The organism is Halovivax asiaticus JCM 14624 (assembly GCF_000337515.1).
GTDB classification, from domain to species: domain Archaea; phylum Halobacteriota; class Halobacteria; order Halobacteriales; family Natrialbaceae; genus Halovivax; species Halovivax asiaticus.
The window spans coordinates 41,486-54,886 of the sequence record NZ_AOIQ01000023.1 but is presented as its reverse complement, the minus strand read 5'-3'; the positions used below and the strand labels follow the sequence as shown (position 1 = coordinate 54,886).

General features: G+C 65.0%; 12 protein-coding genes. 5 read left to right on the top strand and 7 right to left on the bottom strand.

What is annotated here, in order from left to right; translation table 11 throughout:
* Positions 1 to 81: 81 nt before the first annotated feature.
* Both dnaK and grpE read right to left on the bottom strand, forming a co-directional pair.
* Positions 82 to 2,007, bottom strand: coding sequence for a molecular chaperone DnaK (gene dnaK, locus C479_RS15230; protein WP_007704579.1), 1,926 nt, complete (start codon positions 2,005 to 2,007; stop codon positions 82 to 84).
* A 370-nt stretch (positions 2,008 to 2,377) separates the two neighbouring features.
* On the bottom strand, positions 2,378 to 3,829 hold the full coding sequence (gene grpE, locus C479_RS15225) for a nucleotide exchange factor GrpE (RefSeq protein WP_007704577.1): 1,452 nt from the start codon (positions 3,827 to 3,829) through the stop codon (positions 2,378 to 2,380).
* A 180-nt stretch (positions 3,830 to 4,009) separates the two neighbouring features.
* Between grpE and C479_RS15220 the strand changes: the two genes are divergently transcribed.
* Entirely contained in the window at positions 4,010 to 5,269 is a 1,260-nt protein-coding gene (locus C479_RS15220; protein WP_007704575.1) for an ABC transporter substrate-binding protein, read from the top strand.
* Positions 5,266 to 5,565, top strand: coding sequence for a hypothetical protein (locus C479_RS15215; protein ID WP_007704574.1), 300 nt, complete (start codon positions 5,266 to 5,268; stop codon positions 5,563 to 5,565). Before C479_RS15220 ends, C479_RS15215 begins: the two co-directional genes overlap by 4 nt.
* A 199-nt stretch (positions 5,566 to 5,764) precedes the next feature.
* Here C479_RS15215 and C479_RS15210 read toward each other — a convergent pair whose 3' ends face one another.
* From C479_RS15210 to C479_RS15200, 3 genes are read right to left on the bottom strand one after another with little or no spacing between them, the layout of a single operon-like run.
* Positions 5,765 to 6,838, bottom strand: coding sequence for a carbohydrate ABC transporter permease (locus C479_RS15210; protein ID WP_007704571.1), 1,074 nt, complete (start codon positions 6,836 to 6,838; stop codon positions 5,765 to 5,767).
* 3 nt (positions 6,839 to 6,841) lie between these two features.
* Positions 6,842 to 7,975 (bottom strand): carbohydrate ABC transporter permease, encoded by a 1,134-nt coding sequence (locus C479_RS15205; RefSeq protein WP_007704569.1) that lies wholly within the window; start codon positions 7,973 to 7,975, stop codon positions 6,842 to 6,844.
* 9 nt (positions 7,976 to 7,984) lie between these two features.
* Complete coding sequence (locus C479_RS15200; protein ID WP_007704567.1) at positions 7,985 to 9,211, bottom strand: ABC transporter ATP-binding protein; 1,227 nt, start codon at positions 9,209 to 9,211, stop codon at positions 7,985 to 7,987.
* Between the two features lie 392 nt (positions 9,212 to 9,603).
* Between C479_RS15200 and C479_RS15195 the strand changes: the two genes are divergently transcribed.
* Positions 9,604 to 10,296, top strand: a complete 693-nt coding sequence (locus C479_RS15195) for a SatD family protein (protein ID WP_007704565.1) — start codon at positions 9,604 to 9,606, stop codon at positions 10,294 to 10,296.
* Positions 10,296 to 10,685, top strand: coding sequence for a hypothetical protein (locus tag C479_RS15190; RefSeq protein WP_007704563.1), 390 nt, complete (start codon positions 10,296 to 10,298; stop codon positions 10,683 to 10,685). The genes C479_RS15195 and C479_RS15190 overlap by 1 nt, the downstream gene beginning before the upstream one ends.
* Before the next feature lie 72 nt (positions 10,686 to 10,757).
* Here the strand turns inward: C479_RS15190 and C479_RS15185 are convergent, their stop codons facing one another.
* Together C479_RS15185 and C479_RS15180 are read right to left on the bottom strand one after the other, a co-directional pair.
* Positions 10,758 to 11,360, bottom strand: a complete 603-nt coding sequence (locus tag C479_RS15185) for a DUF7122 family protein (RefSeq protein WP_007704562.1) — start codon at positions 11,358 to 11,360, stop codon at positions 10,758 to 10,760.
* Positions 11,360 to 12,268: an RsmB/NOP family class I SAM-dependent RNA methyltransferase gene (locus C479_RS15180; RefSeq protein WP_007704560.1), complete on the bottom strand. Its 909-nt coding sequence runs from the start codon at positions 12,266 to 12,268 to the stop codon at positions 11,360 to 11,362. Before C479_RS15180 ends, C479_RS15185 begins: the two co-directional genes overlap by 1 nt.
* A 182-nt stretch (positions 12,269 to 12,450) precedes the next feature.
* On the opposite strand from C479_RS15180, the gene C479_RS15175 reads away from it, so the two are divergent.
* On the top strand, positions 12,451 to 13,296 hold the full coding sequence (locus C479_RS15175; protein WP_007704552.1) for an aldo/keto reductase: 846 nt from the start codon (positions 12,451 to 12,453) through the stop codon (positions 13,294 to 13,296).
* The last annotated feature ends 105 nt before the right edge of the window (positions 13,297 to 13,401 follow it).

Below are 13,401 nucleotides of genomic sequence, written 5' to 3'. Positions count from 1 at the left end.
AGCGAGTCGCGGGCGTCGCCAGCCGGAGACAGAACCGGCCGCGATGCAAGTTATTCGTCGAAGCTGGGCCGTCAGTGTCGCCTAGGCGTCCTCGTCCTCGTCGTCGACTTCTTCGAAGTCGGCGTCGACGTACTCCTCTTCGGTTCCGTCACCGGCAGCGCCGCCCGGGCCGGGGTTCGGACCGGGACCACCGCCCATGCCAGCACCGGCCGCGCCACCCGCGGCGCCACCCATGTCGGCCCCAGCGCCCTCGGCGCCGGCGGCGGCCTCCTGGTAGATCTGCTTGCCGATCTCCTGGAGTTCCTTGCTCAGCTCTTCGGTCGCCGCTTCGATGTCGTCGGCGTCGGCGTCCGTGTCGTCGATCGTCTCCTCCAGATCGTCGACGGCGGCCTCGATGGAGTCGCGCAGGTCGTCGTCGACCTCGTCGTTCTCCTCTAATAGCGTCTCGGCGCGCTGGATCGTCGCCTCGGCGGCGTTGCGAGCCTCGATCCGCTCACGACGCTGCTCGTCCTCTTCGGCGTGCTCTTCGGCCTCGCGCTGCATGCGGTCGATCTCGTCGTCGGAGAGACCCGCACCGCCCTCGATCGTGATCTCCTCGGATTCGCCAGTTCCCTGGTCTTCGGCGGTCACGTTGACGATCCCGTTCTCGTCGATGGAGAACGCGACCTCGATCTTCGGCTGGCCGGCCGGGGCCGGTGGGATACCGGTGAGGTGGAACTCGCCGAGCTGTTCGTTCTTCTCGGCGATCTCTCGCTCACCCTGGAAGACCCGTACCTGCACGGATGTCTGGTTGTCCGCCGCGGTAGTGAAGATCTTCGACTCCTCGGTCGGGATCGTCGTGTTCTTCTCGATGAGTCGTTCGAAGAGCCCGCCCTTGACCTCGATACCGAGAGAGAGCGGCGTCACGTCGAGCAGGACGATGTCGTCGACCTCGCCGCCGAGCACGCCACCCTGGATCGCCGCGCCCAGCCCGACGGCCTCGTCGGGGTTGACGTTCTTCTGTGGTTCCTTCCCGGTGAGATCCTCGACCTGATCTGCGACCTGGGGCATCCGGGTCGACCCGCCGACGAGCAGCACCTCGTCGATGTCGTCCTTGTCGTAGCCGGCGTCCTCGAGAGCTTGCTCGGTCGGCTCGACCGTCCGCTCGATCAGGTCCGCGGTGAGCGACTCGAACTTCGCACGCGTGAGCGACGCTTCCAGGTGGATCGGACCGTCGTCGGTCGCCGTGATGAAGGGCAGGTTGATCTCGGTCTCCTTGCGCGAGGAGAGTTCGATCTTGGCCTCCTCGGCTGCGTCCTTGAGCCGCTGGAGGGCCTGGCGGTCGTCGCGCAGGTCGATGCCGTGATCGTCCTCGAAGTCGTCGGCGAGCCAGTCGATGATGGCGTGGTCCCAGTCGTCACCACCGAGGTCGTTGTCACCGTTGGTCGCGACGACTTCGTAGACGCCGCCACCGAGGTCGAGGATGGAGACGTCGAACGTCCCGCCACCGAGGTCGTAGACGAGCACCGTCTGGTCGGACTCGTCGTCTAGCCCGTAGGCCATCGCCGCCGCGGTCGGCTCGTTGATGATGCGCTCGACCTCGAACCCGGCGATCTCGCCGGCGTCCTTGGTTGCCTGGCGCTGGCGGTCGGAGAAGTACGCCGGGACCGTGATGACCGCCTTCTCGACCTCGTCACCGAGGTACTCCTCGGCGTCGCGCTTGATCTTCTGGAGGGTCATCGCGGAGATCTCCTCGGGCGTGTACGCCTCGTCGTCGATGTCGACGGCGTAGTCCTCTTCGCCCATGTGGCGCTTGATCGAGGAGATCGTGTGTTCGGGGTTCTGGATCGCCTGGTTCTTCGCCGGTTTCCCGACGAGTCGTTCGTCGTCGTCCGTGAACGCGACCACCGACGGCGTCGTCCGGTCGCCCTCTGCGTTGACGATGATCTCCGGGTCGCCCCCTTCCATCACCGCGAACGCGCTGTTTGTCGTCCCCAGGTCGATCCCGAGAATCTTGTTGCTCGTCATCACCTCCTCTTTGTGCGCACTTTGGTTTAAATGTTGGTGGACGAGACCGAGTTTACTTGGTATTATAGAAGGAAGCAGCGCTGGCGGGCAGTAGCACACTCAGGCAGGCCGATTGTAACGAGTCGAGAAGGCAGCACGACAGACATCGGACACTCGAGGACCTCTTCGTAAGGGCGATTGTGTGCCACGCAGAGACTTCTCACCGGCGGGCGGGCAGACCGGACTGAAAAAGGACTACGAGAGCTGACAGTCAATCTGACAGCGATCACACGCAAGAACTACTCCACCAGTATCCGCTCGCCGAGAGTGGTTGCGACCGAGAAAAGAAGAGCGTCTCCCCGACAGGCCGGTGCGCCGCCCCGGCGTACAGTTACGCCGCGTCGTCGGTCGTGGATTCGTCTCCGTCCGCAACGTCACCGCCGAGTTCGATCGTCTCCTCTTCAGTGTCGCCGTCGCCCTCGTCGGGAGCACCGGCGTCGTCGCTCGAATCGACTTCGCCGCCGAGTTCGATCGCGTCCTCACCGGCGCCAGTGGACGCCTCGCCAGCCGCGTTGACGTCGTCAGCGCCCGATTCGCTCGCCGCTTCGGCAGCGTCGTCGGACTGCTTGGCGTCCTGCGTCGTAGCGTCGCCTGTGGCAGCATTATCAGCGTCGGCGTCTTCGGCGTCCGACGCGCCAGCCTCGTCGTGGGAACCCGTCGCTTCGGCTTCGTCGTCTGGCGCATCGATCGATTCGTCGCCCCCGTCGCTTGATCCGTCGTCAGCCGAATCCGGTTCCTCGTCGGTCTCCGATCTGCCTTTTCCGTCGGCTTCGGCGTCCACGTCGTCGGCGAGCGCACCGTTACTAACCGTGACCTGCGCGGACTGGATGACCTTCTCGCCCATTTCGTAGCCGGGCGTGAAGACCTCCGCGATCGTCCCTTCGGGCTGATCGCTGTCGATCTGGACCATCACCTCGTGGCGCTGGGGGTTGACCTCGCTTCCCGGCTCGGGATCGATCTCCTCGACGTTCTCGTCGGCCAGGACGCGGTCGAACTCCCGCAGCGTCATGTCGACGCCCTCGCGCAGGGAGCCGGCGTCGTCGCTCTCCTCGTCGAGTGCGCGCTTGAGATTGTCCCGAACGCCGACGAGTCGGCCGACGAGATCCTCCGTCGCCCTCGTCTTGAGCTGCTCCTGGCGCTTTTTGGCCCGTTTCTTGTAGTTCTGGAAGTCGGCTTGCTTGCGTTTCAGCGCCTCTTCCAGTTCGTCGACGCGGTCGGTCGTCTCCGCGAGCTCGGTTTCGAGTTCCTCGATACGGTCGTCGCGCTCGGCCAGTTTCGTTTCGAGCGTCTCGATCCGCGCTGCGCTATCGCCGAGTTCGTCGTGGAGGCCGTCGATCGTCTCCGCCTGTTCGTCGTTTCGCCCGCGGAGGTCGGCGAGTTCCGTGCGCTGGTGTTCGACCGTCTCGTTGACCTCGCGTGCGGTGTCGACGACGCTCGCGACTTCCTGTGAGAGGGCTTCGTCGTACTCGGCGACGTCGTCCAGGAGCGCCTGCAGTTCCGCAGCGGTCTCCGGACCCTGTCTCGATCGATCACCCGTCGACTCGTCTGTCGCTTCGTCCGACTCGTGGTCGTGAGCGGGCGCACCCGCTGGGTCGTTCGGATCCGCCGCGGTGACAGTATCGTCAGCGTGGGTGTCTCCGTCGATGTCGGTCGGTTCGTCGCTCGATCCGTCGTCCGTGCCCCCCGATTCGGACGCGGCGGGCGGGGCCGACTCGTCCCCCGGGGGCTCGTCGTCCGGCCGGATCCCGCGAGCCGTCGGTTCCGTGCCCTCGTCTTCGCTCATGTCGGGGCAAAGGAAGACGGGAAATAAAAGGATTGAGGTACGGGCCCGTCAGGCGTGGCGGCGGGCGCAGCGCCGTTCGGGAGTCGACGCCACCGAACGGACGACTGTCACAATGTCAGTCAGAAGTAGTCACGAGACCATGAGATACTGATATCCCCGTCCTCGGTGGCAGGGCTACACATGGACGCGACACGACACCGTTTCGACCGACGAACGGTCCTCGCTGCGACCGGCGCCGGCATCGTCGGCCTGGCTGGGTGTCAGGGAGGGCCAGGCGGCGGTAGCGACAGTGATCTGACCGTAACGGGCGTCTGGACCGGTGGCGAAGAAGAGAGTTTCCTCGACGTCGTCGACTACGTCCAGGACGAGCTGGACATCGACATCGCCTACGACCCGCGCGATACGGAGGCGATCCTCACCGGGACGCTGATGGACTACGAAGCCGGCGTGGCGACGGCCGACATCGTCGTGATGCCATCACCGGCGCGAGTGCAGTCCGACGCTCAATCGGGGCACCTGGAGCCGGTGACCAGCGTCTGGGAGGGCGGAAACTTCGCTCCGGACTCCCAACAGGTGACCGTCGACGGCGACCAGTACGGCGCACCCTTCAAGATGGACCTCAAACCGGGGTTCTGGTATCGCCAGTCGTTCTTCGACGACAATGACCTCGAAGAGCCGGGCGACTACGACGAATTCATGAGCCTGCTCGACGAGATCCAGGGAATCGACGGCGTCGACGCACCGCTGGCGTCGGGCAACGGCACCGGTTGGCCACTCTCTGACGTCACCGAGGCGTTCATCCTGCGCCAGGAAGACGGCGCGCAACTCCAGCGCGACCTCATCGCCGGCGAGGCGTCGATGACCGACGACCGCGTCGTCACCGCCTTAGAAGAGATCCAGGGACTGATCGCGGACGGCTACTTCAGCGAGGTGCGCGACTTCGGGATTCAGTTCGAGTACCTCTGGGAGAACCAGATCCCGCTGTACTTCCAGGGATCGTTCACGACCGGCTTCGACGCCATCCAGGAGCCCTCGGATCTGGGCGTGTTCAGACTGCCCGGGACAGAGTCGATGGTCGCGGCGGAGAACTGGTTCACCGTCCCGTCGTACGTCGACGACGCCGATCAGGCGACGAGTGCCGTCGAAGCGTTCGTCAGCCCCGACGCCCAGCAGATCTGGGCCGAGCAGGGCGGCTTCATCGCCTCCAGTACGGACGTCCCGACGGACGCGTATAGCCTGGAAGTCATGCAGACGCTCGCCCAGCAGGCGGAGGAGGTCGATCTCGTCCCCGACCTCGACGACACGCTCGGCGACCCCTTCCAGTCCGAGTTCTGGTCACAGCTCACCGGCCTCTGGGCCGATCCCGACCAGGACGTCTCGTCGATGGCCGAGTCACTCGCCGAGGTCCAGCAGGAGAGCGCGGGCGGCGGTGGCGGATGAGCGACGCTGCCGCCGACGGCGACCGGCGCTCGCGCTCGTCGACACTCGCGATTACGGTCGAAGAACTCCGCCGCCGGAACGCGAACGCTCTCGTCATCGACGTCCTCTTCCTGTTCACGACGGGGTTCTTGACGATTCTCGCACTGCAGGGAGCCTGGCCAGCGGCGATCGCAACGATCCCCCTCGCGACGTTTCTGCTGTTCGCCTGGCGCTCGTCGATGGCCTTTCTCGTCGCGAATCTCATCACCATCGTCGTCGCCGCAGTCGCGACGATAACAGGCTACGTGCCGTTTTGAGCGAGGGGGCAAGACCGGGGTAGCGACGGGGCCGTTCGGGTCGACGAATCGACCACCATCCGAGGAACCGACAGTGTGTACGTCGCAGTCGACGACCGCGGGCTGTCCCAGTGATGATCGTGGGGTATCCCAGTGACGATCGTGGGTTGTCTCAGTCGACGACGTCGAGCTGGTCGCCGTCGACGATCTCTGATTGGCCTCAGTCGACGACCGCGGCCACCATTCCGCGCGTGTAGTACCGTTCGAGCAGGAGGAACAGGACGATCGGGACGACCATCGTCATGATGGATCCAGCGGCGACGAGGCCCCAGTCCACCTGCAGTCGGCCGCGCATCAGCGGGAGTACCTGGGGAGCGAGGTAGAGATCGGGCGAGCGCATGAAGACGAGCGGGAAGAAGAAGGCGTTCCAGACCCAGGTGAACTGGATGACGGCGACGGAGACGAGCGCCGGGACCGACAGGGGCAGGATGATCGTCCGGAAGATCTGGAAACGAGAGGCGCCGTCGATGCGGGCGGCCTCCTCTAACTCCTCCGGGATACCAAGCAGGTAGTTCCGCAGGAAGAGGACGACCCAGCCCAGACCCCAGCCGATGTGGACCAGAATGAGCCCCATGTAGGTGTCGAACATCCCGGTGTTCCGAAGCGTGTTGTAGTTGCCCATCGCCACCAGTTCGGGCGGCGCAGCCATCACCAGCAAGATCGCGAAGAAGATCACCGTCTTCAGCGGGAACTCGAACCGGGCGAACGGATACGCGGCCATCGCACCGAGGAGCATCACGACCAGCACGGCCGGAACCGTGACGATCATCGTGTTGATCAGCGCCCGGCCGAGCGGCGCCGTCTGGTACTCCCACGCGCGCTGGTAATTCTCGAGCGTGAGCGTCATCCCCTCCAGCTGCCACCAGCCGCCGATAATCTCAGAGAGCGGGCGGAGCGAGGCCATAAACAGCCCGATGAACGGGACGATCCACAGGATTGCCACCCCGATCGCGACGACGTAGGTCAGCGTGCGCCGGAGCGACGGCGCATGGTCGCGAAGCCAGGCCGCCCAGTCGCGGTCACGCGCGGGTCTGCTATCTGGAATCTCCGCGGCCGGAATGTACTGATCTCGGGCACCGGCCGCAGTCGACGCACCGCCGTCGGGATGAGCGACCGGCTCCGATCCGGTGCCATCGCCGTCGGTATCGTCGCTCGTGTCGGAGGCGGAGGGTTCGTCGATGCCGCCGTCGGTGGTATCCTCGATGCTGTCGTCGGTGGTGTCGTCTTCGGTCATCTGTTACCTCATGCGGGCGATGTACAGCGCCAGGGGTGCAACGATGAGCAACTCGACCAATGCCACGACCATCGCGTTGCCGTACTGTATCGGTGGTTCGAACGCCGCGCGGTACACCTCGATTCCGAGGACGGAGTAGACGTGATTCGGGCCGCCCGCGGAGCCGCCAGCCGCGTAGACGATGTCGAACATCCGGAGGACCCAGATGATGCCCATTATCACGACCACGGCGGTGACGGGTCTGACCTGGGGCCAGATGACGTCGCGGAATCGCCTGATCCGGCCCGCCCCGTCGATCTTCGCCGACTCGATGAGCGACGGATCGACCGCGGCCAGCGCCGAACTGTACAGCAGCATCGAGAATCCGGTCTGGACCCAGACGCCGCCGGCGATCAGGGCGTAGATCGCGACCTGTGGCGATTGCGTCCAGTTTCTGACCTGAGCCTCGAGGCCGATCACGCGAAGGAGTTCGTTGAAGATCCCGGCCTGTGGGTCGTAGATAAACAGCATGATGAGTCCGATGATGATCGTGGGCGTCGTGAAGCCGAGAAAGATCATCGAGCGGAGGATCCGCCGGCCCTTCAGATCGGCGAACAGCAGCGCCAGGCCCAGTCCCAGCAGCGTGCTCAGTGGGACGTGAATCACGACCCAGAGGAGGTTCTGCGGCAAGGCACCCATCGGGAACCGGAACTCGCGCATATTCTCCCAGTTGATGATCAGTGGGTCCCGAAACGTCTCGACCCAGTTTTCGAACGCGACGAATTCACCGATGGTGAACGCGTCCCACGAGAAGAAGCTCCCGACCGCCGAGTACGCGATCGGCCCGATCGAGAAGATCGCGAACAGCGTCATGCCGGGCAACAGAAAGATGGCCAGTGCGGTCGCCTTCTCGTGATCGATCCCCAGTCGCCGGCTCACCCGACGTGAGAGTCCGCCGCCAGACGCGCTCGGCGGTCCGGGATCGGAGTGGACGGTCGAGCCGCCGTCCGTCTGGGCTGGGTCGTTCGTCTCGTTGGCGGCTGCGTCATCATCGTCCCCGCTCGTCCCGTTGCCGGCTGTGGCATCTCCGTCCCCGCTCGTCGAGAGCGGCCACAGCCGGTCGAATCCGACGGCGTCGAGGTGGGATCGAAGGTCCATGATCCTGAGTCAGGCCACTAGCTCCCCGTTTGCGTCGTACAGGTAGGCGTCGCTGTCTTCGAACGTAAGGTAGACCCGGTCGTCCCGCTGTAGCCGGGTATCGGCGACCTTCACGTTGACCAGCTGGTCGTTCGCCGCGACGTTGACGAGCGTGTACTCCCCGAGCGGTTCGATCGTGTCGACCTCCCCGACGATGGCGTTTCCACTCGGTGGGGGATCGGTCGAGAGGGAGAAGTCCTCGGGACGGACGCCCAGCAAGACGGCGTTCGCCCCGCCGCTGGTCGACTCGGCCGCCGTGACAGCTTCCATCGCCTCTGTTGCGTCACCGCTCGATCCCGTACCGGCCCCCGGCTCTCCGCCGCCGGCGACGACGGCACCCGAGGCCTCTGTCGCTTGCGATTCCGGAGTGGGGCTCGACTCGTTATCGGCGACGGCCGCCGATCTGTCGGCGTCGATCGCGTCCACGTGGACGGTGCCAGCATCTCCGAAGTCGATCGCACCGTCCGTTCGAACGCCCTCCAGGAGGTTCATCGGCGGGGAGCCGATGAAGCGCGCGACCCAGGCGGTCCGTGGCCGGTCGTAGAGTTCGCCCGGGGGAGCGATCTGCCGGATCGTCCCCCGGTTCATCACGACGACCCGGTCGGCCATACTCATCGCTTCCTCCTGGTTGTGAGTGACGTAGATCGTCGTGACGTCGAGTTCGTCCTGCAACCGTTTCAGCTCGATGCGCATCTCCTGGCGCAGCTTCGCGTCCAAGTTCGAGAGCGGTTCGTCGAGCAGGAAGACAGACGGTTCGCGAACGATCGCGCGCGCCAGCGAGACGCGCTGGCGCTGGCCTCCGCTCAGATCGGACGGCGGCTTGTTCACCTGCTCCTCGATGTGGAGGAGCGAAACGACATCCTCGATCCGCCGATCGCGCTCGTCCGGTTCGAACCCGCGGACCTTCAGGGGATACTCGATGTTCTCCCAGACGCTCATGTGCGGGTACAGCGCGTAGTTCTGGAACACCATCGCGACGTTGCGCGCGCTCGGCGACCAGCCGTCGACCCGCTCGTCGCCGAAGTAGATCGCTCCCTCCGAGGGCGTTTCGAGCCCGGCGATCAGCCGCAGCGCCGTCGTCTTGCCACAGCCCGACGGGCCGAGAAACACGACGAACTCGCCGTCTTCGATCTCGAGATTCAGCCGATAGTTCGCGACGGTCTCGCCGCCGTCGAAGTACTTGCTGACCGACTCCATCGAAACCCGGGTCATCGATAGCTAGACAACGCCACACACAGGCATTAATACTAGCAAACTGCCACGTCCGGGAGACCATCAGTTCCGTCGACCGGTCCGGACGGGTGACAGGGACCCGGCCGTAGCCGGTCGTTACTCGGTCGATTCACCGACGGGATGAGCGGTCACGAAGAGGAACGACCGGTTCCGGCAGTAGGAGCCCGAAACAACAATCAATAAAGCCTGTATTACAATATACTATGGTAATAGATTGTGTTTCGTGAGAGATCGGCAACGCACCGTCATCTGCACTCGACGCACCACGCGAGAATCACAACGGTCATCGAACAACCATTTATGTTTGTTTTCTCAGAGACAACTTTTTTCTATTGTGGGTTCGTCGGCATCGACGAATGACGGACCGAACCGACGCTGGAGCCGATCGATACGTCGTCCTCGGCGACGTGGTCGATTCCCGGGAGATCGCCGATCGAGACGGGTTTCGAGAGACGTTCACCGAGGCGCGCGAGACGGTGGCGGCGCGGTACGAATCGTCGTTCGTCGCCGGGCCGTCGGTTCTGAAGGGCATCGACGAACTGGGAGCGGTGCTGTCCTCGCTCGACTCGCTCTACGACGTCGCCATCACGCTCCAGAATGTCCTATACCCCCACGCGATCAGGCTCGCCGTCGCCAGCGGCGAGATCTCAGTCGGCGAGACCGATGCAGTCGCACACATGGACGGCGAGGCGTTCCACCGGGCGACGGAGCTGCTGGAGGCCGTCGAACGCGACGGGCTTCGCTTCGGGCTCGACACCGACACCCATCCGCTCGACACCGCGGTCGCCGACGAGGTCAACCTCCTCCTCTCGCTGCGCGAGTCCTGGACCGATCGCCAGCGCGAGGTCGTGACCCGTTACGAGCGGGCTCCGACCCAGCGAGCCGTCGCCGACGATTTGGGCATCAGCCAACAGGCCGTCTCGAACACCCTCCAGAGTGCCTCATGGCCGCTGATCGAGACGATCGAGGGCCGACTCCGCGAGACGCTGTCGGCCGGGTGGCCGGCCGACGCGGCCGATAGTCGCGACGAGGAGGTGCAATCGGCGTGATGGCGCTGCAAGCGGTCGGCATCGACGTCGCCCCGTTCGACGAGTCGGCCGTCTACGTCCTGGCCGGCTACGCGCTGCTGCTCGGAACCAGCGGCTGGGTCGTGACGAACGCGCTCGCCTGGGCCGACGACGGCTACGCCGCGTCCGTCACCGATACCGACCGCGACATCGGCACCATCGTCGGCAAGACGGAGAACGTCCTCCTGCTCACATTCGTCCTCGCGGGCGCCTATGCCGCACTCGCGATCGTCTTCGCCGCCAAGAGCATCGTCCGCAGCGACGACATGAAGAACAACAGCCTGTTCTACCTCGCGGGCACGCTCGTCAACGTCACGTACTCCCTCGTCGTCGGCGTGCTCGTCCGCGTCTTCCTCGGGGCCGGCCTGTAGAGACTCGGTGTGTCGACGGCAAGCCGTGTGAACGACGACAAAACTAGTGATCGACGGCGCCACAGCGACCCACTACAGGTCGCGTCGGCGCCCCTTCGGAATCAGCGAGCGGAGTTCGTCGTAGACGTAAAGTCCGATCCCGAGTGGCTCCCGCTCGCCCGCCATCTCGTGAGCGGCGATCAGGTACCCCCAGTCGCCGTCCCAGTCGAGTTCCTGGTCCTCGCCCGCGACGAATCGGGCGGCTGCATCCGGATCGAGATCGATCACGCACTCGGTCGCATGCTGGCCGAATCGCTGGACGAAATCCGTCGTCGGCTTCCAGTGTTCCTGGCGGGTTCGGAGACACAGCATACCGAGGGACTCGACCGCCGTCGGTGACGGAGCCTCCCCCGCGTAGACCCAGATCTTGCCGGCTCCCTTCTCCCAGAAGGTGTAGTCCGCGAAAGTCTCGGGTGGAATACCGAACCGCTCGTCGTAGTACTCGAGCACCTCCTTTCGAGACACTCGCCCCGCCACGGTCCGTTCGGCGGATGTCGCTGGCAAGCGGTCGAATCGCTCCCCCTCGTTGGTGGCGAGTTCGCCGTCGATGGCGTCCGTATCGGCAGCGTTCTCGGCGTCTTCGGTGTCCGCAGTGTCAGCGGCGTCGGCCCCGGTTACACGCTCGTCGTCCGCCATCAGCCGGTCACCTCCAGCTTCGCGACGAAGAAGCCGCCGGTGTCGTTCTGGTGGGGATAGATCCGGGCCGCCTCGGCGAGCGACGGATCGTAGGTCTCCTCGTCCCACTCGGTGAGACCGGGGTCGTGCTCGAGCGCGAGGTCGAACGGAACGACCTCACAGTCTTCGCGTGCGAGCACACGGTCGACGACCGCCTCGTTCTCCTCGGGAGCGAAGGTACACGTCGAGTACACGACCGTCCCGCCGGTGCGGGTCGCCTGCACGGCCCGCCGGAGGATGCCGGTCTGGATCCCGGCGATCGAGCGAACGTGGCCCATCGACCACTCGTCTAACGCGTCCGGGTTCTTCCGAATCGTCCCCTCACAGGAGCAGGGAACGTCGACGAGGGCCCGGTCGAACTCGTCGAAGTCGAACGGCTGCAGGGAGTAGTTCCGCGCATCGTCGTTCGTGACCGCGAGCGACGTCGCACCGAGGCGCTCGGCGTTGAATCGGAGCGCAGAGAGGCGTCCGAGGTTGTTGTCGTTGGCCACGACGGTTCCGCGGTCGTCGATCAGCGCGGCGAGCTGTGTCGCCTTGCTCCCGGGCGCGGCGCAGGCGTCCCAGACGCGCTCGCCCGGCTCCGGGTCCAGAACGAGCGGCGGGATCACGGACACCTCCTCCTGGCCGTGCGTGAACCCGTGGAACGACGCCCACGTCGACCCGGGTGAATCGGTCTCGAGACGGAGCACGCGCGGGTCCCAGTCGGCCTGTTCGTACCCGACGGATTCGACATCGAGCGTCGCCATCGCCCGCTCGGGTGTCGCCTTGATCGTGTTGACCCTGACGGCGCTGCCGAGCGATCGCTCACACGCCGCGAGGAACGCCTCGAAGTCGTCGATAATCGGCCGGTACCGCTCGAACGGCTCCATTTGTCCGTCGTTCGACCGGCCGTCGCTTGTGGGTTTCGAAGTCATCGTTCGAAGCGGGCCGCGCGTTGCCCAGCCGTCCGACGTCCCGTCCACCGGCCTGTAACTGAGTCGATCGGTTTCGGTACACGTGTCGCTCGCCGGAAGGGGAACCCATTACGGTCATCGCGTCCAAAGGGGCGTGTATGACAACCGACCCAACTGCCATCGAGCCGACGGACTGTCCGACGACAGACGGAATGCCCCGCCTCGGTCTCGGTACCTGGGAGAACACCGACCCGGACGAGTGTGCAACCAGCGTCGAAACGGCCCTCAACATGGGCTACCGCCACATCGATACGGCCCAGGCCTACGGCAACGAGTCTGCCGTCGGCGACGGCATCGAGCGAGCCACCGTCGATCGGGACGATATCTTCCTCGCGACGAAGGTCTGGATCGACAACCTGGCTCCAGAAGACGTGAAACGGACGGCTCGCGAGAGTCTCGACGATCTCGGCGTCGACACCGTCGACCTGCTGTACATTCACTGGCCAGCCCGCGAGTACGACCCCGAGGCGACGCTGGCCGCGTTCGACGAACTCGTCGACGACGGCGTAACACGGCGCGTCGGCGTCAGTAACTTCCTGCCCCACCAGCTAGAGGAGGCTGCCGACATTCTCGACGCACCCATCTTCGCCCACCAGTACGAGATGCATCCGTTCCTCCAGCAACAGGAGGTGCTCGACACCTGCGACGAACTCGACATCAACGTCGTCGCTTACTCGCCGCTCGCCCGCGGACACGTCTTCGACGAGGACGAACTCGCCGACATCGCCGACGACCACGGCGTGTCGGCCGCACAGGTGAGCCTCGCCTGGCTCCGCGAGAGGGGCGTGACCGCGATCCCGAAAGCGACCGGGCGCGACCACATCGCCGACAACTGGGCCTCGCTCGACCTGTCGCTCTCGGCGGACGAGATCGCTCGCATCGACGAACTCGATCGCGGTGAGCGCGAAGTCGATCCAGGTTTCGGTCCCTGGAACCAGCACTGACGTCCAAACCTCCCGTTAGGGGTTCTGGGCAGGAAGCAGCGTGAGTAATATGAGCGGGCGATTTCCCAGCGTTTCTGAGTGATCAGCGCCGAAGAATACACAGGA